Origin of the sequence: Agaribacter flavus, assembly GCF_042646125.1 — a bacterium.
In the GTDB taxonomy this organism is placed as follows: Bacteria; Pseudomonadota; Gammaproteobacteria; order Enterobacterales; family Alteromonadaceae; genus Glaciecola; species Glaciecola flavus.
In genome coordinates, this window is record NZ_JBHRSW010000004.1 from 149,515 (window position 1) to 169,904 (window position 20,390).

Sequence of the window (20,390 nt, forward strand, 5' to 3'; positions counted from 1 at the left end):
AGCGATTCATACTTAAATCTAAGGCAATAGTTTAGTATTTTTCGGGAAAATGGTAAAGCGTCTTAGCCACCCTGCATTAATGCAGGCGCAGCGAGGATATACAGGCACTGGGTATATGGCGGCACGCATTCTGCGTTTTGTCTATGCTTACGCTGTAGCTTATAAGCAAATAAAAAATTAATGATATTAAGGGCTTGTACTGACAATTTCACAAGCCCCAAGCAATCCTCAATTACAAATCGTTTTCAGATGATTTTAAATAAATATCCTGATAAGCAGCGTGGATAGATGCATACGCTATTGGTACGACAACCAAAAACCCCAGAAACAGTGGAAGTGCAGCGATAATCATAAGCACGAACATCACAACGCCATATACTAAAAAAGGCAAAATGTTTTTTAAACAGCCAAAAAAACTTGCTTTCATAGCGGCAACAACAGGCATATCTTGCAGAACAATTAAAGCCGGTGCGAACCAAACAGCCATAAAGAGCGGGATCATAAGTGCGAATACAATCAGCATATTCAACATAAATGACATAAAATCAAAACTTTCAGGTACAGTATCCGCCCCTGCAAACATAAGATCGAAATAAACCTTTCCGACAAATATAAATACAATTGCGATAGAGACTAAGCCCACCAGAACAGACAAGCCCAATAGTTGCCCAAACTTGTTTTTAAAGCCCGCAAACAAATAGTTGACATCCATCTTTTCGCCTTGAGAAACTGCTTGGCATCCAAGCATCAGCCCCCCCATCCAAACATAAGTGGTAAACATTTGTACCAGCGAGCCAATGATTGGAATAATACTGATCAATATCATTATGACAAAACCAACTAACATTGTCACAAGCCAAGGCCCAGGGGACGCTTTAAAATTTTGATAGCCAGACGAAATCCAGTTGACTCCACTACCCGTTGGTCGACTTTGTGGTCCAATGTAAGTCGACGCCATCGATGGGTCTGTTGGTATTTCAAGATCAGCTTCTGGGGCTTGGAATGGGTTGTTATTTTCTTCCATATATTCACTTCCTTATTGAGGTTTTCATGTGGTTTATGCCTACCAGTGAATAGGCATTAGTTGTTAAACTGAACTGCGCTTTGCTGAACAGTATAATCCTTTCTTTTTTTGCAAGATACTAGGGACTGTTGACCTTTGGTGTACAAGTTTTGTTCAATTATAGTCTATCTGATCGCGGCGCAGACTTGCAGGCCTAATGGCTTAAGTCAAAAGGCTGCAAAAAGGAGCAGATAGACTATAATTGAACCCTTATGGGCAGGGCTTGTGCTTCATTTCTACTGCTTTATCGCTCCTTGATGTAGAACAACTAAACGACAGTCGCTCTGCGTTGTATAAATGAAGCACAAACCGCAGCAAAATTGCACACCAAAGGTCAACAGACCCTAAGCTAAAACACCATCATAAGTATTTGGAGAATTAAGGCAATAGCGAGCAGTGGCAATATAAACCTTGATATCTTTCCTGCTTTTTCTTGTGAAATGCTTAAGTTCGACTTTTCGATAAGCGGAATCAGCACGATTAAAGCCAAAAACAGCACGCCCAAAATGACAAACAAATTCATTGCTTATTTACTCCTCGTATCATAGCACGCTTTTTTTAGAGACCCATCGCATGTTTTAGCGCGATTTGTTTTGCCAAACCGGCTTTATCTGCCACCATCAGTGCGAGGTTTCTCATTATTTGTAGCGGTAAAACCTTGTTGCTAAAGCTTAAATATATCGCATCCATAAACGACATCACCGTTAAGTTTTGCATGCGTCTGCTTCGCGTGTACTGCTCAAATACACTCGTATATTCATGCAAACCTTTGTCGGCTAATGCATCCAATAATGCGCTGAGATCTTTAAAGCCTAGGTTTACCCCCTGCCCCGCCAGAGGGTTAATACTATGAGCCGCGTCGCCCAGTAAAACAAGACGAGAACGATAGTAGCGATTAGCATGACTTCTAGTTAATGGAAAGCTACCTCGGTCAATTAGTTCAAACTCGTCCAATTCATCTGGAAATGCATTTTGTATACATTGCTTCAATGTATCATCTGACATTTGAGCCAAGTTTGCTGAAAATGATTGATCGGCGTACCACACCAAACTTGCATAATCTTGGTACATGGGTAACAAGGCCATGGGGCCCGTTGGCGTAAATTGTTGCCATGTAATATCAGGACCGATATTTTTTAACCTAACTGAAAACACATTGGCGCGTTGCTTATATCCCCACCCCGTAGAGCCAATACCTGCCATGGTTCGGCTCCGTGAATTAGCACCATCGGCGGCAATAATGATTGACGCACGAATTTGTGTTCCATCGTCTAAACTCACCTGCCCATTTTCGCAATCTACATGTTTTGCATTCACGTTGGTTAATATGGATACACCGTCAGCATGTGATAAGCTGAGCTCTTCTAACAAGGCCAGTTGAACAATGCGATTTTCGACAAAATACCCCATTATCGACTGCTTTACGTCTTGGGCATAAAAGCTTGTTCTTGCTTGTGGAGATTCCCAGCATTCCAGCCCAAGATAAGGTCGGTAGCGCATGTTTTCTATATGCTGCCACGCACCGAGGGATTGCAATAAGTTAACGCTATGCAGGTTGATAGCAGAAACGCGTAAATCCGGATCTTGCTGCGGTTCAAATGTTTGCGGCATATGAGCTTCGATAAGACATACCGACAAACCTTGTTTAGCACAGCCGATTGCACTGGCGGCACCAATCATGCCTCCGCCTATGATGCACACATCTACATTTTTCATCTACACGAGTTCTACTTAGTTTTAACAACACAAAAACTATATTTGTGCAAAGTATGCCACATTGAAGGATAGATGAGTATAGCCCGATACTCACGAAAAAAAGGAGACAAGAACTGGCGTTTACCAGTGCACCGGTTTATGCCCAACAAAGCCCGTGTTGGGAATTTTGACTATTCGTTGATCTAATAAGCAACCCAAATACATGTCATCGCAGTTTTTTCCACCAAACGAAAGTGAGGAAATGTTTTTAAGTGCAGCGGGATTGTTGTCTAAATGTTCTCTACCCATCGCATAATCAAGATAGGCCTTTTCTGCCTTTTGCACATGCTCCTCGTTCGATTCTTCTAAAAAAATCTGACTGCGCCCGTCAGGAAAAACACAAATCACACGGTTGCTCACTATGCTCGTCACCCAGAGGTTACCTAGCGTATCACCCACCAAGCCATCGGGAAAGGTGCCTTCTGAAAAAGTAGTAAAGAGTTGTTTATTAACAAGTGCGCCTGTCGGCGTAATCGTCCATTTAAACAATTCTCGCGAAAATGTCGCATTCGCATAAAGCGTCGTACCATCTGGACTAACCCAACACTCATTGGTGTATCCCAGATTGTCAGCCACCACTGAGGCCTTACCTTTGTCCACCAACACGATAAAGCCATCTTTACACAATGGACTGTAGCCTCGCGATCGTGGTCGCATACGTGTACTTACTGTGATCCAAATTCGGCCTTGATGATCAATATGCACAAAATTGGTTGGGGGTAAATCAATGCCATCAATATTTTGCAGAAATGGCGTAATTTGCTTGTCACGACTTAAGCGATAGACCCCGCCTGAATTTGCCCCTAAATGCGCCACCAAAAACGAACCATCGTTTTGTATCGCAAAACCGTTGGTTTGCAACAGCCCATCTTCAATATCTGTGCTTTCACCTGAATATAGGGTTTGTTTACCCATCGTATCGATGCACGTCACACCGCCACGAAAATCAGAGACATATATCTCACCATTGGCTTTTGTCAGCACACACTCAGGTCGCACTAGGTCTCGCCCAACAAACTCAAACGAATGCGAAAATTGATTAACGGCAGCCATGCAGAAACCTTCCTTTAAACAGAAATGACGCGCTTTTCGTCATTCGATCGATACACTGCATCCTCAATTTCGACATTTCGAAGATATTCTGCGGCTGTATTTTCTATCGCAGTACCTGAAACAAAGTGCTCAACCACATGTTGTGTAAACAAATACACACAATCACCACCAAAGCCTTTATCCTGCCAGTGATATTGTTGCTCTTCACTCTTTTCACTGCCAAACAGACGTAAATAAATCGTGCCGTTGCCACTGAGGCTAATCGAACCTAATGTACCCTCGACCAACATTTCACCCATCGTTCTACGTTGATTACTGGCAGCATGATCCAAGCAACGGTTGCCATCAAACAACCCTTGTGCGCCATTTTCGAAATCAAAGCTAATCAACCCTGAATCTTCACCTAAGATCACTGGGTTGCACCGACGCAAGCGTGCACTAACATCAGTGACTTCGCCCATCAAAAAACGAAAGGTGTCGATTAGGTGGATAGCCGTTTCGTGCACCAAGAATCTCGGCATCTTTTGAAAATAAGGCTGTCGACTTAAGTACGCATCCTCACCTTGACCATCTCCTGGGCGCAGGCGAAACGTAATATTAAGTATCTCACCAATAGCCTTATCATCCAGCAAATTTTTTATTTTGCGATACCATGGCATGAAACGAAAATTTTCATGCACAATTAGTTGCCGATTTGCCTGCTCCGCCATCGCAACCATTCTCGCCGCGGCGGCGGCGTCTTCACCGAAGGGTTTTTGACAAATAACATGTGCACCATGCTTCAAACACGCATCTACGTATGCTTCATGAGTATTGGGTGGCGTAATAACGTCCACAATATCGGGCTTTGTTGACTTGAGCATGTCTTCAAGATCATCAAATGCATCCCCTATCTGATAGGTTTCTTTAAATGTTTCCGCATTAGACAATGTTCGGTTACATACCCCAACTAGATCAACTTTATCTATCCGCGTCCAAGCATCATAGTGAAATTGACTAAAATACCCTGTCCCCACACATGCGACTTTCAGCCGCTCAGGTGTTTTCACGTAAACTCTCCTTTCACACTGATTAAGAAGCGTCTAGTAGCTTTGAGATTTTATTGAAAATATCGTCGGTGCCATGGCTACCACCGAATTCGAATGGACGCAGTTCACCTGACTCATAGGCTTTTTCGACGGCTTCATTTAGCCGTTTTGCCGCCTCGCATGCCGCGGGAACATCGTGCTTGTCACCCAACCAATCTAACATCATTGCAGCAGACAAAAACATCGCGGTGGGGTTAGCTTTACCTTGCCCAACAATATCTGGTGCACTGCCATGGCAAGGCTGGAACACCGCATGTTCGTCACCGATATCGGCAGACGGCGCCATGCCCATTCCCCCCATTAAACCGGCTCCTAGATCAGATAAGATGTCACCAAACATGTTTTCAGTGACCATAACGTCAAAAATCCAAGGTTGTCTTACAAGCTGCAAGGCCGCCGCATCAACGTATATATGATCTGCAATAATATCGTCATATGGCTTAGCAACTTCATCAAAGACTTGACGGAAAAAGTAAAATGAACCAAGCACGTTAGCTTTGTCCACGCAGGTCACTCTTCCCTCATAACCTTTTGACTTTCTGCGCTGTGCCATTTTGCAAGCAAAATTAAACACCCGTTCGCTGCCCTTTCGCGTAATGACTTGTGTATCTTCAGCACGTTCGTTATTAATGATTTTGCCATTTTCGCGTGAAGCAAAAAGACCCTCAGTTGATTCTCTAATGAGCACAAAATCCAATGCTTGCGCCCTATCATCACCCAATGGCAGGGGTAAGCCCTTTAAAGTTTTGACTGGGCGAACACCAGCGTACAAATCCAAGGTTTCTCGTAATTCAAGTTGTGGCGCAATTTCTCTACCATCGGGATAGCGAATACTCGGCATCCCCATACACGCAAGCAATATTGCATCAGCAGATTTTGCAATATTCATCGCATCTTCCGGCAAGGATACCCCATGCTCTGCATAATGTGCGGCTCCCGCGTCTAGTACCTTGTATTCGCATTTAATGCCAATTTGCTCGCATACTTTATCAAGTATAGTTAGGGTAATGGGGGTGATTTCACTGCCGATGCCGTCACCTGGAAATACTGCGATGGTGAATGTAGATTGTTCTTGCATTTTATCCTCTAAAACTAATTCTCATAGTCTGTCTAAATCAAACTTCCTAATAATACCGAGCAAATTCTGCATGCCTTTTAAGCGATGTTCAGCATGTAATTGGAAAGCCAAATCCGCATTACCAGCTTTAATTGCATTTAGTAGCGCAACGTGGTCATCCGTTGAGTCCACTGGCTTTTTTCGGTATGGCAAGGTAAACAAACGCGCTCGGTGTGCTTGTCCCCAAAACTGCAATACCACATCAGTCAATCGCTGATTACCACATAATACTAACAAGGCATAATGAAATGCTTCGTCGGCCATTGCCCAATCGTACAAATTGTCATTAATCAGCGCGTTTTCCATGTCTATCGTGGTTTGCTCTAAATACTTAGCATCCTCTTCGCTTAGCAATCCTTTTGCTGACTTTTCAGCGACAAGCCGAGCAGCCTGAGGCTCAAGTGCACACAATATATCATAGATCTCGCTCATATCCTGTTCATTGATGGGCTTAATCGATACGCCGTGGCGAGGTGTAATTTCTATTAAGCCTTCACGTTCTAACTGAATACATGCTTCTCTTACCGGCGTGCGGCTCATATCCAAAGATTTCGCCAGCTCAGTCTCGAGTATTTTTTCCCCTGCTTTGAAGGAATTATCTAAAATCTTCTGCCGTAAAATTCGATAAGCTAACTGCGTTCTCGACGTCTTACTCGTACTGCCGTTAACTGTATGTTCATCGATTCGTAGTTGTAAAGTCATACTTTAGTGAACCCGTTTATGTTATTTTATCAATGAAACATCATTTTTATGTTTACAATTTATCTCAATTGAAAAATAATGTATACATTAATTGTTAAAAAGTTTTAAAATGTTTTCTACGATATTGGTCAATACAGCAGAAAACGCCTAATAATGGTGATTCATGGTAGCAGAAAAAACAAAAAAGGAAGCGGTTAATCCAATATTAGGCTGTATCGCTGACGATTTCACTGGCGCGTCAGACATGGCCAGTTTTCTTCGCAAAGGCGGCTTAAATACAATCCAAATAAATGGTGTGCCCGACGAGACGATAGATATCGATACAGATGTTGACGCTATCGTTATTGCACTTAAGACTCGCACCTGTGATAAACAAGTAGCAATTAATGAAAGCTTGCGCTCATTGTCATGGCTACAAGAAAAAAAATGCCATCGTTTTTATTTTAAGTACTGCTCTACCTTTGATTCAACAGAAACAGGCAATATTGGACCGGTGATTGATGCATTGATGGACGCAATTTCATGTTCTCAAACGCTCGTCTGTCCAGCCTTACCCGTTAATGGACGCACGGTATACAATGGACACTTATTTGTACATGGCGAGCTTTTAAACCGAAGCCCTATGGCTGATCACCCTCTGACGCCGATGAAAGACAGCGATCTTTCCGTTTTGCTCAACCAACAAGTGGCACCAGAATTTCGCGGCACTTGTGGTCACATTCGTTACCCTGAACTTAGTCACTTAGACACCCAAACGCAAGTACCTCCAGCACGTTACATTATTGCCGATGCACTTGACACTGAACATCTACGAATTCTTGCAAATTACTTTGCCACTCACGCTGATTTTCCATTGTTAACAGGGGGTTCTGGCCTAGCTGAATTTTTGGGACAGGCCTACCGACAAAAAGCTTGGCTAAACAAAACGTCGGCAGCAATGAAAGAAACACGGCTGCCTTCTCCAGTGTTGATTATTGCGGGAAGTTGTTCAAAAGCGACCCAAGGCCAAGTTGCGCATATAAAATCAAGCATACCGTCTTTGAACGTAGATCCAAATGCACTGGTTAGTGGAGAGCAAGATGCGACAAGTATCGAACAATGGCTGAGTGAACAACAAAGCAAATCAGTGATCTTGTATTCGACTGATAAGCCCGAAAATGTGAGCGCTAATCAAGAAAAACTCGGACAAGCCCACGCGGCTGAAATAATTGAGCATGCGCTGGCTGCGGCGGCAAGGTATGCTGCTAAATCTGGGCAATTTCGCAATATCATTGTTGCGGGAGGTGAAACCTCAGGTGCCGTTGTTTCGGCGCTCAATATAAAACGTTTTGTAATTGGCGAAAGTGTCGCGCCAGGCGTCCCCCTGATGCGCGCACAAACGGTATATGGTGACCTTCAGCTCGCACTTAAATCGGGTAACTTTGGCGATTTCGACTTTTTCTCATCTACTATGGAAGCAATGACACTATGAGCAACAACTCTGTAATAACGATTGAACAGGCCAAAAAAGACATCATTGATGTTGGAAAGTCGATTTTTGACCGAGGTTTAACTTGTGGCTCTTCCGCTAATATTAGTGTAAAAATCCAAGACGGCTACGTCGTCACGCCAACAAACTCATGTATCGGTTTTTTAAAACCCGACACCTTGTCTGTTTTAGATAGTGATGGAAAGCTTGTCTCAGGTGACAAACCATCAAAAGAATTTATTTTGCATGAAGCCTTTTATCAACAACGTCCCGATGCGAATTCGGTTATACATCTACATAGCTCTTATGCAACAGCCGTATCATGCTTTGACAAATTAGACGAAAACGATGTGGTCACTCCCTACACCCCGTATTTGATCATGAGGCTGGGAGCCATTTGTCTCATCCCCTACTTTCCACCGGGTGACACCTTGCTGGCAGATGCCGTGGCGCAAAAAGCGGCCAATTACGCAGGAATACTGATGGCTAACCACGGTCCAATTGTCGCTGGGAATAACTTGTGGAGTACCATGTATGCCATAGAAGAGTTAGAGGAAAGCTGCAAAATGATGGTGCTACTTCAACAACACCAGACGCGACAATTAAGCCCAGCTGACCGCCAAACCCTGATTGACAAATTTAAAAAATAGAAAAGGATAAGCATGTTTGTTGTTACCGTAGAGTTTGAAATTGACCCAAGCCATATTCAAGACTTCATGCCAGCGATGCTAGAAAATGCTGAAAAAAGTAAAACACTAGAAGACGGTTGCATTTATTTTGATGTCTGCCAAGATCAAGACGCTTCGCATTTAGTTTTTTTATACGAAATATACAAATTAGAAAGTGATTTTACTTTGCATCTACAAAGCCAGCATTTTCAGGATTTTGATAAGCTAGTTTCCCCATGGGTACAAAAAAAATCAGTAAAAACATGGACTAAATGCGATTAACTCAAATGACTATATGGAGTATTCGTGTCCTCATCTCTCAACGATACAAATTTTAAGGCAATTCAAGCCCTTAGTGCGGATAAACGTTATCAATACCTGATTAAGCAAGCGTTGCTCAACAAGGAAATTTGGATCCTTAAAGATACACATGGTTGTGTGATGCTCAACTCTGATGAAGAAGATTGTATTCCCATCTGGCCTCATAAAGAGTTTGCCGATGCTTGGGCGACAGACGACTGGAAGGGGTGCAAAGCACAAGGGATTGAATTGGACACATGGCTCAGCCGTTGGACTGAAGGGCTACTCGAAGACGGCATTGCCGTTGCAGTGTTCCCAGATGCAAATAGCGAAGGGCTCGTGGTGTACCCTGATGAATTTGACGCGTCCTTGCGTAAGACCTAAAAGCTTAACAACTCACTGGTCTAAGTATATCGTTGCGCCAATTTTGCAGTCTACGCCAATAGTCATTTAGCTGCAGTTTGACGCTACGGTTTAATCGAAGTTTCAACTGGGGAGCTAGACCTTTATAAAACAGCACAGACGAAACAAACAACAACGCTAATATCGCAAGCTTGCTGAGTTTAACGGTTGTGATTAGCGAAGCTAGCATCAAAAATACACTGACAACAATACCAGCAGTCCCTAACAGCAAAGCTAAATCCCTGAAGTTTTGTCTCACATTTGTGTTCATTTCACTCCCCTTGACGTTTAAGTAAGCAAATGTATCGAGTATTGAGATAAGAAGCAACACAGCTACTTGCTTTAAATGTAAGAATCTATGACATTGTCGCGAGTAGCCAAACCTAACGTGCTCAAGCTATGCGTTCTCTGGCCTATCATCGATTGCATTTGCCAACACACTTAGTTGAAGCTCTACCCGTTTTATTTCTCTAATCACCGACAAACGATTTAGCTCCATGAAGAAAAACAGCCTAGCGATACCAAAAGCAATACTCGCCACTATCACTCCTGCCAGCCAATTAAGTTTGATGGCTAAATCCGCCTCGTGAAACATCTGATAGGCGAAGTAGACAGCAAAACCTGCGCATACTATTTGAATGAGCACAACAACCGCAAACGTTAAGCGAAAAGAGCCCTTAAAACTGCGTACTATTAATTGCAATGCATTTGCTTGCTCTTCTATAGACTCATCTTGTTTTTCCGCGCTATCACGGATAGCATCGAGTAGCTTTTGATCTAATTTATTCATCTTACCCTCTAAAATATTTACGTTTTTAATGTTGCGCTTTAAGAATCCTACCCCTAGTTATCTCAAACCATTCAGCATGGTTAAAATAGCGACAAGTAAAGCAATGAGAATATCTACAATTGTCTCCATGAGCTCACTCGCCATTGAGTCGTATAGCGAGCTGCTCTCTCGCTTTGTAAAGTCGAGACTTTATTGTGCCGACAGGCACGCGTATTACCTCTGCAATTTCTGTCATGGTTAATCCTTCTAAATAATGTAAATAGACAAGTTGATAGTGCTCAGGGGATAAACATTTTACTAGATCGTTAAGCGCTCCCTGGTCTTCATCACTTTCTACATCGTAATGTTCAGTTTGCTGTTGCTCAGACAAAGTCGACGTTAATTTTTCTTGCCGATAATGCTCTCGCATTAAATCCGTACATTTTCGTTGTAAAATGCTGTAGATCCATTTGGGAAAACTTCGCGGATCACTTATTTTACTGATAGATTTTGTCAAGGCTTCAAAGCTCAACTGCACAGCATCCTCAGCTTTAGAACGATCACTTATCCTGCTATTCGCATAAGCCAATAGCTTTGGATACCAAAGCCGCAAAAGCGCTTCCAAGGCCTTTTCGTCTCCTAGCTGGCAGTTGATTACCAAATACTCTGTAATAATTTGTTCGTTAGTGCGCTTCATATAGTAAAGGTCGTCGAACGTATGCTTTCGGTTCATTTAATTTTTTAATTTATGAATATGGTGCGTTGATGGCAAATGATCCAGTTTGGGAGACGCAAATCCTATTGGGGTGGATACGGGTACTGACAGAGCTTACCCAGTCAATAGTCGGGACATTGGCTAGCAACTACGATTTATGAGCGAAGCGAAAAATACTTTAACAACAACTCTGGAAAGCGTCGCCAAGCGAACGTCCTTTGGGAATGCAGTAATTGAACACTCTCATATTTTAGTCTCTACAGTGCATTTCACACACACTAACTGCTTTCCCATTGTACTTAGCATAAAATTCATCGGATATTACAAAGCCATAGCTTTTATACAGTTGAATGGCGGGTATATTAGATCGCGTTACCCAAAGGCTAGTATTGCCAAGGGATTTTGCTAGTAGACACTCCAATAGTGACTTACCTATTCCTCGTCCACGCGCACTTGGTGCAACAAAGAGTGCCCTAATTTCAGACTTTAGAATTGCACCAAAACCCAGTACTATCCCATCTTCATAGACGAAAATGTTTGATTCCATTACCTTTGGAAACCTTTTCGGATCCTCTTCAAGTCTGATTAACACAAATTCTCCCTCTTCAAAGCGAAGTTCATCGAGTTTGGATTGTGCGTATATCTCAAATATTTGCGGCAGATCGTGCTGCTCAAATGGTCTGATTTTCATTTTTGTTATTCACCAAATACAAGCAAAGGCTTAAAGCCCTTGCTTGTATTAACAGAAGTTGATTACTTCTAAGGATTCAACTGTAAACTAAATCTATGTTTATATTCGCTATCCAGCAAGCGATACTTTTTGATCGGTGCCGCATTGGGCGTCCACGAGTTAGTACCACCGACTCCTGCTTGGGCTAAATCAATATTCAGGGTGTAAAACCCTTGTTCTACTAGTTTGTAAGTATGCGTGGCGCTATCCAAATTTTCCGCTGACCAAGGCCACACTGAGATACTTAGTTCATTGTCACTGTCAACTTTTAGACCGTGCTTTTTGCTCTTGTCGTGAAGTGTCAACCAATCAACGGCTGTGCGATTAGCACTTTCCTGCGGCCGCACATAGTGTTCTAAGAACGTTTCTACGGCACCCTCATAAATGCTGATTTCAGCACCGGCCGAACGATCGACATAGTTTTCCCAAGGGCCTTTACCATAATACTTCATTTGCGCAAATTTTTTGTTTACCCCCATGCTCATGCCAACACGCAGTAGGCCATGTTCGGTGAAATAGTCAGAGGCCGATTCGTTAATGTTTACCGCCATTTCTACATCAATTATACCCTTGCCACTCAGCGTGTACCGATATTGAATGGTCACTGCTTTGTCTATTGATTTTTGTACCGACACCAAGGCTTTGTTTTTGCTCAAACGTTTTGCCTCGACGCGATCAATATTAAGCTGAGAGGGCAATGCCTGCCATACCGCATGATGTGTTTTGGTATCCCAGCCCATGCGATCATTGTCAGTTTGTGGACGATAAAAGTTCTCGACCAAGGGGCTTTTTAAGACTTCCTCTGTGGCTGAGCGCCACGCAATCAAATTACCGCTTAGTTTTGAAAAGCTTGCACTGAACACGGCATTGTCGATGGTGATAACATCACCTTCATCACTTATGTTTATATCTTGTTGCGCCGTTTCAACAGGCTTTTTCGCTTTGTAATAGGGTAACTCGTAACGTTCTTTTGCCACTTCATAGCCTGCTTCAGCCCACAGACTGTCAGTTTTGGTGTGTACACTCAATCGCAACCAATATCGTTGCCCTGGTACAATTTTGGGTTTCTTGAAAGGAGCTTTAATGGTTTTAGTTTGACCCGGCGCGAGAGCCTCATCGCGCAGAGCACCCGAATCTAACAAAGTATTGTCAGCATACAACGACCAGCGGAGCTCGTAATCGGCTAAATCAACAAACGACAAACGGTTGGTGATAGCCACTTTACCGCGTGACAAGCGCTTTGGCTCAAAATCAAAAGGCTGAAAAACATACTTTGCTTCTTGTGCCATCGCTTTTGGTTGGCGATACGAGTCAACAATACCATTAATATTGAAATTACTGTCATTAGGCGTGTCACCATAGTCACCGCCATATGCCAAAAACACTTGCCCGCCTTCCGTTTCTTTAACCAGCCCTTGGTCAATCCAGTCCCAAATAAAACCGCCCATTAGATTGGGTTTTGACCAAACTAGATCCCAGTACTCTTGTAAATGACCCAAGGAGTTCCCCATGGCGTGAACATATTCACACATTAATACTGGACGCTTGTCATAGCCTGAACTGGATAAGCGGTCTAATTCATCAAGTCTAGGGTACATCCGGCTTACTACGTCCACGTATGGGTAATCCGTTGGATAATTCATCATGGACGCGCGTGTTGTAGGCGTTAGCTTTTTGTCTGCAATATGTAGAGGAACATAATTAGGATCGCGGCTATCGCCTTGCACGCTTTCGGCATGGACAAAACGCGTGGGATCATATTCTTTTAACCACGCCACCGCTGCTGCATGCGAAGGCCCCGCACCCGATTCGTTGCCGAGAGACCAAGAAATAATTGAGGGGTAATTTTTGTCTCGCTCGGCCATTCGCGTTATTCGTTGCATTATCGCGCCCGTCCACTCAGGATCATTGGCCAGCCGGGCACCAATGCCATGTGTTTCGATATTGGCTTCATCCATCACATATAAACCATATTCATCACATAGCGACAAAAAGTAGGGATCATTGGGATAATGTGCTGTCCTCACGGCATTAAAATTAAGTTGCTTCATTAAGATGACGTCTTGCCGCATATCCTCCCGCGTCAAAGCTTTACCAAGCACAGCATCATGATCGTGACGGTTTACGCCAATAAGCTTGACAGGTACGCCATTAATCAATAATTCACCAGAGTCGATAATTTTCACATCTCTAAAGCCCACACGCGTACTGCGAGACTCAACGTGCCTACCCTTATCATCTTTTAGGCTTAATACCAATGTGTATAGGTAGGGGGTTTCTGCTGACCATAAGTTCGGCTCATTGATAGCGATTGATAGATGAGTAAAATCAAATGCACCTCGGTGAGGATGTTTTCTTGGATTGAGAATGTCAGCCATAATGCTAGAAGGCTCTGACAACACAGCTTTACCAGTGTTATCAAACAACTGCGCTTCTACTTGCCATTTTTCTAGTGTTTGGTATTCCTGTTTGCCAAGTTCGATATTAAGTTGCAAATTGGCCTTGGTATAATCTTCGTTTAATACTGTTCTCACTGCAAAATCGTTGATTGACACTTTTGGCTCTGCAAACACCAATACTTCTCTGTGGATACCACTCAAACGCCAGTGGTCTTGATCTTCAAGGTAACTGCCGTCTGACCAACGAAAAACTTGCATGGCAATCGTATTGTTGTCTGCGTTTTTATTCACGAACTCAGTAATATCAAACTCTGCGGGTAAATGACTCCCTTGGCTGTAGCCCACATGTTGCCCGTTAATCCAAAGATGAAATGCTGATGACACCGCACCAAAATGCAATATTATTTTTTGTTCGCTACCCCAGTCTTCTGGCAATGCAAAAGATTTTAAGTAATAGCCTGTTGGGTTTTCTGTGTCTATATACGGTGGGTTAATCGGAAATGGGTAAGTATGGTTGGTATAAATAGGCGTACCATAACCAAGTAGTTCCCAATTTGAAGGAACCTTAATTACATCCCAAGACGAAGCATCAAACCCCAATGAATAAAAAGCTTGATTGAGCGGTTTATCATCGGGTTCAAAATGAAACTGCCAGTCACCATTTAAGTTGAGCAATTTAGCGCGCGTGCGATCACGAAGCAAAGCATCTTCAACACTTTGATAAGAATAGGATGTCGCACGCGCAGGCAATTTGTTTTTAGAGACAAACTGCTCGTTTTCCCAAACATTTGCATAGCCAAAATGAAAGCCACTAAGCAAGAATAAAATACTAAAGGTTGAAAACCATATAAAGGTTATTTTTTTGTTAAAATCATTAAGATTTATTTTTAACAAATATGGCCAAGCTGACCTCATAAATCGCCCCATTTTTTTATATATAAATATGCATTCCCGAGTAAATTGCTTTTACTCTGCTTTAAAAGATCAAAGAATAAACAGCATTTAGACTGCTTGCAATAGCGCAATGAACCTAACAATTTCAACATTTTCACAAATAAAACAGCCGCTACACTAAGTAAAATCAAGACGATTGAAGGATCAACTAACGCTTTTTGTAGCGAACACAAATAAAATAAAATAAGCGTATTCTAAAATTAAAGAACAATGTATACATTCACAATCAATTGACAATTTGCTAACAATACACAAATGAAAAAATATAATTAAGGATGGATTTAGCAGTGCTTTCACTTCCCATTATCTTCACGATAGTTTCCATGGTCGTTTTACTCGTACTGGTACTAAAAATTAAGCTACCGGCATTTATTGCACTTCTGTTGGTAAGTATAGGCTTTGGCCTTGGTGTACAAATGGCAACTGAAGATGTAATAGAGGCTGTAAGATCGGGTATGGCGAGTACACTGGGCTTTGTCGCCGTAGTGGTTGGGATTGGCGCCATGATGGGTGCGTTGTTGGAGCACTCTGGCGGTGTCAACGCGATATCTACTACTCTCCTCAATAAGTTTGGCGAAAATAAATCTCAGTATGCACTGGCTCTAATTGGATTTATCGCTTCGATTCCAGTGTTTTTAGACATTGCCTTTATCATATTAATGCCTGTGCTTTTGGGTATACAACGAAAAACGCGTAAACCTCTAGTTTATTACGCCATCCCTCTACTCGCTGGTTTGGCAGTCACCCATGCTTTCATTCCACCAACACCAGGGCCTATTGCCGTCGCCGATATTCTCAAGGCTGATTTAGGTTGGGTCATAGTATTTGGCACCATTGCGGGGTTACCTGCTGCTATTATTGCAGGTCCTATTTTTGCAAAAAAATTGGCTCAAATGTCGATGTTTCAAACAGATGCAAAACAGGAATCAAGTGAGCAAGCTGATGTGAGCAACGACAATACACCCCCCATCAGTTTTGGCGCAGCAATCACAGTCATTTTATTACCACTCGTTCTAATTTTAGCTAGCACATTAATAAAAATCGGGGAAGAAACAAGTAGTACCGACAATGTCATTGTACAAACTATTATCTTTGTTGGTCACCCTTTTGTCGCGTTACTTATAGGATGTTTAGTGGCTTGGTACTTTATTGGTATCCGCAGGGGCATGCCTGCAACAGCCTTAAATGAAGCAATGGTCAAGGCATTGCAACCCGCTGGTACGGTGATTCTTGTAACGGGTGCTGGCGGTGTATTTAAGCAAATTTTAGTTTCTTCTGGTGCAGGTGCAGACCTCGCAGCAATGCTGCAAGCCAATGCTCTCCCCATCGTATTTTTTGCTTTTTTTGTTTCCGTAATTATTCGCGTTGCGCAAGGCTCTGCTACTGTTGCGATGATAACCGCTGCTGGTTTAACCGCACCAGTGTCCGAAGCAGCAGGGTTAGCTGGTTCTGAACTCGCGCTACTTGTCGTAGCAATTGCGGCGGGAGCAACAATGCTCTCACACGTGAATGATTCTGGTTTTTGGCTGGTAAGCCGTTACTTGAAGTTTAGCGAATCTCAAACCTTACGCAGTTGGACGGTTTCTACAACTATTATCGGCATCGTTTCTTTTGCCATCGTTTGTTTACTTTGGATGATGGTTTGATTACAAACTAGCATGCATTTGAGTGCCTCCTTCTATCTATTGAATTGGGCACTCTTGTTGGATCAGCTGTCATTTCTGGAGTGATATATTGGTATATAGCTACCAAGGTCGACTTATAAAAAATGCGGCTAAACTGCCAACAATTAAAACAACACCCCAAAAGGATCCGTCTCACCTTCAAGCTCTTCTAAAGTAAAAGCCGCGTTAATTTCTGTCAGGCCAACTTCTAAAAAGCCTAAATCGTGGTCTTGAGCGACTTTTACCCCAGTGGATAATGTCGTCCAATTGTCCCAAGTCGCGGCTAGACCTTTGATTGGAATGATCGATACCCACATTTCAAAGCGAACAGGTAGAGCATTTTCACCAACAACCCATAAGTAACTGTCACCGGGTGTTACACCACCAGAATCATAACTCACTAAGAGTCCTCTCAACCCTTCTTCCATTGGGATAAATTGGCGCGAAGTACCTTGATCGAAGACCTTTGAAACAGGATTTAGCCAGAAGCTATCGTTTGCCCAGTGCGCCCATGCTTGTTCTAAGTATTTTTCTTTATCCTCATCAATGATTTGGCCATCCCTATACACCACGCCTTCTCGTGTGCTTAAATTAATTACAACCTCTAGCTTATCCCATTTGACACGCGCTAAATGGCGGCTTTTGTCCCACAAATGCTGTTGACGGCCTGCAAAATGCCACCTAATGGCACCGGTTTTAAGCCAAGCTTCGTGATTAATGGCTTGCAGCATGTCATTCGCAAGCGCATCTGCAACTGGACCTGATTCGCCTGTAGGCAGTGCCTTACTTTTGATTTTGACATAGCCAATCAAACTAAGCGCGATAGCCAAGAAAACGGCAAAAACAATAACTAAGGCTCTTTTCAATGGTATCTCCTATGTGAGTTCTATTTAGCTACATTTGTATTTAGTGAAGTATAAAGTGCAGTAGCTATTGCATATCGAGCAGTTAATGAGAAGTGTAATTGTATGGTGTTTGATATGTCCAATACTAGGGGAATCACATTGACGGAACAAGATATTTTAGAAGGCAGAATAGAGGCTGTTGAATGGTATTGGTGTCTACATACAACACATAGGCACCAATATTTAACGGAGAAGGAGGTCTTTTTTCAGCTAAAACCGTTATCTACCTTCCTTCAATCCTGAGACAGAAATGGATAATCCGTATAGCCAGTGTCGTCACCGCCATAAAATCGCTCAAAGTTCAGTTCATTAAACGCCGCGTTTTGCTTAAAACGCTCAGGTAAATCTGGATTGGCAATGAAATAGCGACCATAGGTAATCGCACTCGCTTTACCTTCTGTTATCGCTGCAGTCCCAGAATCCAGATCATAATTGCCGTTGGCAATATAGGTACCTGACCAAATCTTTCTTAAATCATCTATGATTGATCGTTTTTCTGGAGACAGCTGGCTAAATGGCATTTCTTCATTGACTTCTAAAAACGCTAAGCCATATTTGTCCATTTGGCTGTACACATAGCTGAAGGTTTCAAGAATATTGCCGTCACCAACATTGTTATACTCGCTCACGGGTGACAACTTAACCCCTACCCTATCTGCACCCCATATTTCAATTGCGTCTTCAGTGATTTCTTTTAAAAAACGAAAACGATTTTCCAGCGAACCGCCATATTGATCCTTGCGTAAGTTTGTCGTGTCCTGCAAAAAAGTATCAATAATAAAACCACCAGCCGAATGAATTTCTACTCCGTCAAAACCGGCCTCGAGTGCATTTCGACTGGCATTTGCAAAATCTTCACGCAGTTCGGCTATTTCGTCTAAGGTAATTTCTCTCGGTGGAGTTGGCGTTGCCATGCCATTTTCTATCATTACCTCTTGCGTAATCGGTATCGCACTGGGCGCCACTACATCTCTGCCTTCAGGCATAAGTGACTCATGGCTTGCACGCCCCGCATGCCATAGTTGCAAGAATATTAGGCCACCTTCTTTGTGTACCGCTTCCGTCGTTTCTTTCCACGATTCGACTTGCTCTTTAGTATAAATACCTGGGCAGTTAATTCCGCCTGACCAATTGTTTACGCGTGTTGACTCAGCAACAATAAGACCTGCCGAAGCCCGCTGGCGATAATACTCTGCTGTAGACGGTGGGTTGATTCCGCCAGCTAGCGCGCGATAACGACTCATGGGCGCCATGAAAATTCTATTTTTTGTGGCGTATCGACCGACCTTTCTCGGTTCAAAAAGTACTGACATTGTTATTTTCTCTACTATTAATGTATTTGATTCGCTTACTTTTCGTCGGAGACAAAGCTACCGTTTATCGGGTAACTCTCTTTCATATTTCGGTAGTAACGAATGCCCATCAACATCGAAGCCAAAGGGGGGCGCGCAAACGGCACATTTGATACATCAATCATTTGCAGTTGACCGTTTTCATTAACAACAAAAAGTCCTGGCTCGGCAAAAGGCCGGTCAGCTCCCATACCTAAACGAGGGGAAGATACATACAAACCAAGCGTCCGCATTTGCTGAATACTTAAGTCGTAAGCCACATCAAATTTGGGTTCGACTTCTGCAAGTTGTGCTTTCGCTTTTTCGAGCGAGTCTCCCGATACGGCGACAACATCAACACCAAGCGCATTAAACTCAGGTAAAAGTGCATTTAAGTCTTTTAAGTAATTAGTGCATAAAGGGCAGTGTTTGCCTCGATAAACAACGATCAACTTCCAATCAAAACCATCCCCTGATTTTGCTAAATCTGTTTCTAAACCATCGATCGTTTTAACCAAGACGGATGGAAATGTTTCACCCGCCTGTAAAATTTTTACACTCATAAAATTCACCTTTAAATTATGTATCAATCAATATATAATTCATAGTAATAATGAAACTAAGTGTATGTCAAGGATTATATATTGAACGATACAAAAAAAATCGGAAGGCCTAGAAATTTTGATGCCGACGAAGCACTTTTAGCGGCAATGCAAGTGTTTTGGAGTAAGGGATATGATGGGGCTTCACTAAAAGATCTCACCCGAGCCATGGGAATAAGTGGGCCAAGTATGTATGCCGCTTTTGGCGACAAACGCGAACTCTATTTGAAGACCATAGACCGCTATTCTGATGTTAACGGCTGTGCGCCAATTATTGCATTTGAATCAGAACCTAACTTAAGGCAAGCGGTGCGTGGATTTTTTGAAGCCGTCATTAATTACTCAACCGACCATGAAAACGGCATGCGGGGCTGTTTTCTAGCATCATGTGCAGCAACAAATGTGGGTGAAATTGAGGGTGTCGAAGCGCGAATGGTGAACGCCATCAATGAAACAGATACACGACTAGCTAAACGCTTCGATGCAGAAAAAGCAAAAGGAAACTTACCCGCCGACTTCCCTTCTTTGGCGCGCGCAAGACTGATGTTCGACATGCGGCAAGGTTACGTATTTAGAAGCCGCGCAGGATGGAAAGCGAATGAATTGTTAGAGGATATAGAACACAGGATCGACATGATAGTTAGTGCATAATGTTTACAATCGCGATAAAATACGCAGCTATTTTAGATATATTGATTTTTGTAT

General features: G+C 42.8%; 21 protein-coding genes. 6 read left to right on the top strand and 15 right to left on the bottom strand.

Translation table 11 applies throughout. The features are described 5' to 3' along the window. Window positions 1–232: 232 nt before the first annotated feature. The 7 genes from ACFOHL_RS00700 to ACFOHL_RS00730 all read right to left on the bottom strand — a co-directional run bounded on the left by ACFOHL_RS00700 (window position 233) and on the right by ACFOHL_RS00730 (window position 6,778). Window positions 233–1,024, bottom strand: coding sequence for a BPSS1780 family membrane protein (locus ACFOHL_RS00700; protein ID WP_376918277.1), 792 nt, complete (start codon window positions 1,022–1,024; stop codon window positions 233–235). A 388-nt stretch (window positions 1,025–1,412) separates the two neighbouring features. Then, window positions 1,413–1,586 carry a hypothetical protein gene (locus tag ACFOHL_RS00705; protein WP_376918278.1) on the bottom strand — a complete coding sequence of 58 codons (174 nt, stop codon included), beginning with the start codon at window positions 1,584–1,586 and terminating at the stop codon, window positions 1,413–1,415. Between the two features lie 35 nt (window positions 1,587–1,621). Further along, complete coding sequence (locus ACFOHL_RS00710; RefSeq protein ID WP_376918279.1) at window positions 1,622–2,779, bottom strand: FAD-dependent oxidoreductase; 1,158 nt, start codon at window positions 2,777–2,779, stop codon at window positions 1,622–1,624. A 120-nt stretch (window positions 2,780–2,899) separates the two neighbouring features. Beyond that, window positions 2,900–3,871: an SMP-30/gluconolactonase/LRE family protein gene (locus ACFOHL_RS00715; RefSeq protein ID WP_376918280.1), complete on the bottom strand. Its 972-nt coding sequence runs from the start codon at window positions 3,869–3,871 to the stop codon at window positions 2,900–2,902. A 14-nt stretch (window positions 3,872–3,885) separates the two neighbouring features. Continuing rightward, window positions 3,886–4,920: a Gfo/Idh/MocA family protein gene (locus ACFOHL_RS00720; RefSeq protein ID WP_376918281.1), complete on the bottom strand. Its 1,035-nt coding sequence runs from the start codon at window positions 4,918–4,920 to the stop codon at window positions 3,886–3,888. 22 nt (window positions 4,921–4,942) lie between these two features. Further along, complete coding sequence (locus ACFOHL_RS00725) at window positions 4,943–6,037, bottom strand: isocitrate/isopropylmalate dehydrogenase family protein (protein WP_376918282.1); 1,095 nt, start codon at window positions 6,035–6,037, stop codon at window positions 4,943–4,945. Window positions 6,038–6,058: 21 nt separating this feature from the next. Next, window positions 6,059–6,778: a GntR family transcriptional regulator gene (locus tag ACFOHL_RS00730; protein ID WP_376918283.1), complete on the bottom strand. Its 720-nt coding sequence runs from the start codon at window positions 6,776–6,778 to the stop codon at window positions 6,059–6,061. 163 nt (window positions 6,779–6,941) lie between these two features. Here ACFOHL_RS00730 and otnK point away from each other — a divergent pair, with 163 nt between their 5' ends. The 4 genes from otnK to ACFOHL_RS00750 are packed head-to-tail and all read left to right on the top strand — an operon-like array spanning window position 6,942 to window position 9,598. After that, on the top strand, window positions 6,942–8,249 hold the full coding sequence (gene otnK, locus ACFOHL_RS00735; protein WP_376918284.1) for a 3-oxo-tetronate kinase: 1,308 nt from the start codon (window positions 6,942–6,944) through the stop codon (window positions 8,247–8,249). Continuing rightward, window positions 8,246–8,896: a 3-oxo-tetronate 4-phosphate decarboxylase gene (otnC, locus tag ACFOHL_RS00740; RefSeq protein WP_376918285.1), complete on the top strand. Its 651-nt coding sequence runs from the start codon at window positions 8,246–8,248 to the stop codon at window positions 8,894–8,896. The genes otnK and otnC overlap by 4 nt, the downstream gene beginning before the upstream one ends. Window positions 8,897–8,908: 12 nt before the next feature. Then, entirely contained in the window at window positions 8,909–9,196 is a 288-nt protein-coding gene (locus tag ACFOHL_RS00745; RefSeq protein WP_376918286.1) for a putative quinol monooxygenase, read from the top strand. Window positions 9,197–9,220: 24 nt separating this feature from the next. Beyond that, entirely contained in the window at window positions 9,221–9,598 is a 378-nt protein-coding gene (locus ACFOHL_RS00750) for a DUF2750 domain-containing protein (protein ID WP_376918287.1), read from the top strand. A 4-nt stretch (window positions 9,599–9,602) separates the two neighbouring features. Here ACFOHL_RS00750 and ACFOHL_RS00755 read toward each other — a convergent pair whose 3' ends face one another. The 5 genes from ACFOHL_RS00755 to ACFOHL_RS00775 all read right to left on the bottom strand — a co-directional run bounded on the left by ACFOHL_RS00755 (window position 9,603) and on the right by ACFOHL_RS00775 (window position 15,144). Beyond that, on the bottom strand, window positions 9,603–9,887 hold the full coding sequence (locus tag ACFOHL_RS00755; RefSeq protein ID WP_376918288.1) for a hypothetical protein: 285 nt from the start codon (window positions 9,885–9,887) through the stop codon (window positions 9,603–9,605). 126 nt (window positions 9,888–10,013) lie between these two features. Beyond that, window positions 10,014–10,406: a DUF6768 family protein gene (locus tag ACFOHL_RS00760; protein ID WP_376918289.1), complete on the bottom strand. Its 393-nt coding sequence runs from the start codon at window positions 10,404–10,406 to the stop codon at window positions 10,014–10,016. Window positions 10,407–10,539: 133 nt separating this feature from the next. Next, a complete protein-coding gene (locus ACFOHL_RS00765) occupies window positions 10,540–11,082 on the bottom strand; it encodes an RNA polymerase sigma factor (protein ID WP_376918290.1) in 543 nt (180 codons plus the stop codon). A 268-nt stretch (window positions 11,083–11,350) separates the two neighbouring features. Then, complete coding sequence (locus tag ACFOHL_RS00770; protein WP_376918291.1) at window positions 11,351–11,791, bottom strand: GNAT family N-acetyltransferase; 441 nt, start codon at window positions 11,789–11,791, stop codon at window positions 11,351–11,353. Window positions 11,792–11,859: 68 nt separating this feature from the next. After that, window positions 11,860–15,144 carry a glycoside hydrolase family 2 TIM barrel-domain containing protein gene (locus tag ACFOHL_RS00775; protein WP_376918292.1) on the bottom strand — a complete coding sequence of 1,095 codons (3,285 nt, stop codon included), beginning with the start codon at window positions 15,142–15,144 and terminating at the stop codon, window positions 11,860–11,862. A gap of 314 nt (window positions 15,145–15,458) precedes the next feature. Here ACFOHL_RS00775 and ACFOHL_RS00780 point away from each other — a divergent pair, with 314 nt between their 5' ends. Beyond that, window positions 15,459–16,829, top strand: coding sequence for a GntP family permease (locus tag ACFOHL_RS00780; RefSeq protein ID WP_376918293.1), 1,371 nt, complete (start codon window positions 15,459–15,461; stop codon window positions 16,827–16,829). 143 nt (window positions 16,830–16,972) lie between these two features. Here ACFOHL_RS00780 and ACFOHL_RS00785 read toward each other — a convergent pair whose 3' ends face one another. The 3 genes from ACFOHL_RS00785 to ACFOHL_RS00795 all read right to left on the bottom strand — a co-directional run bounded on the left by ACFOHL_RS00785 (window position 16,973) and on the right by ACFOHL_RS00795 (window position 19,646). Next, window positions 16,973–17,713, bottom strand: coding sequence for a hypothetical protein (locus tag ACFOHL_RS00785; RefSeq protein ID WP_376918294.1), 741 nt, complete (start codon window positions 17,711–17,713; stop codon window positions 16,973–16,975). Window positions 17,714–17,985: 272 nt separating this feature from the next. Then, window positions 17,986–19,065, bottom strand: coding sequence for an alkene reductase (locus ACFOHL_RS00790; RefSeq protein WP_376918295.1), 1,080 nt, complete (start codon window positions 19,063–19,065; stop codon window positions 17,986–17,988). Window positions 19,066–19,100: 35 nt separating this feature from the next. Beyond that, a complete protein-coding gene (locus ACFOHL_RS00795) occupies window positions 19,101–19,646 on the bottom strand; it encodes a peroxiredoxin-like family protein (protein ID WP_376918296.1) in 546 nt (181 codons plus the stop codon). 81 nt (window positions 19,647–19,727) lie between these two features. Between ACFOHL_RS00795 and ACFOHL_RS00800 the strand changes: the two genes are divergently transcribed. Next, complete coding sequence (locus ACFOHL_RS00800; protein ID WP_376918297.1) at window positions 19,728–20,336, top strand: TetR/AcrR family transcriptional regulator; 609 nt, start codon at window positions 19,728–19,730, stop codon at window positions 20,334–20,336. Window positions 20,337–20,390: the final 54 nt, after the last annotated feature.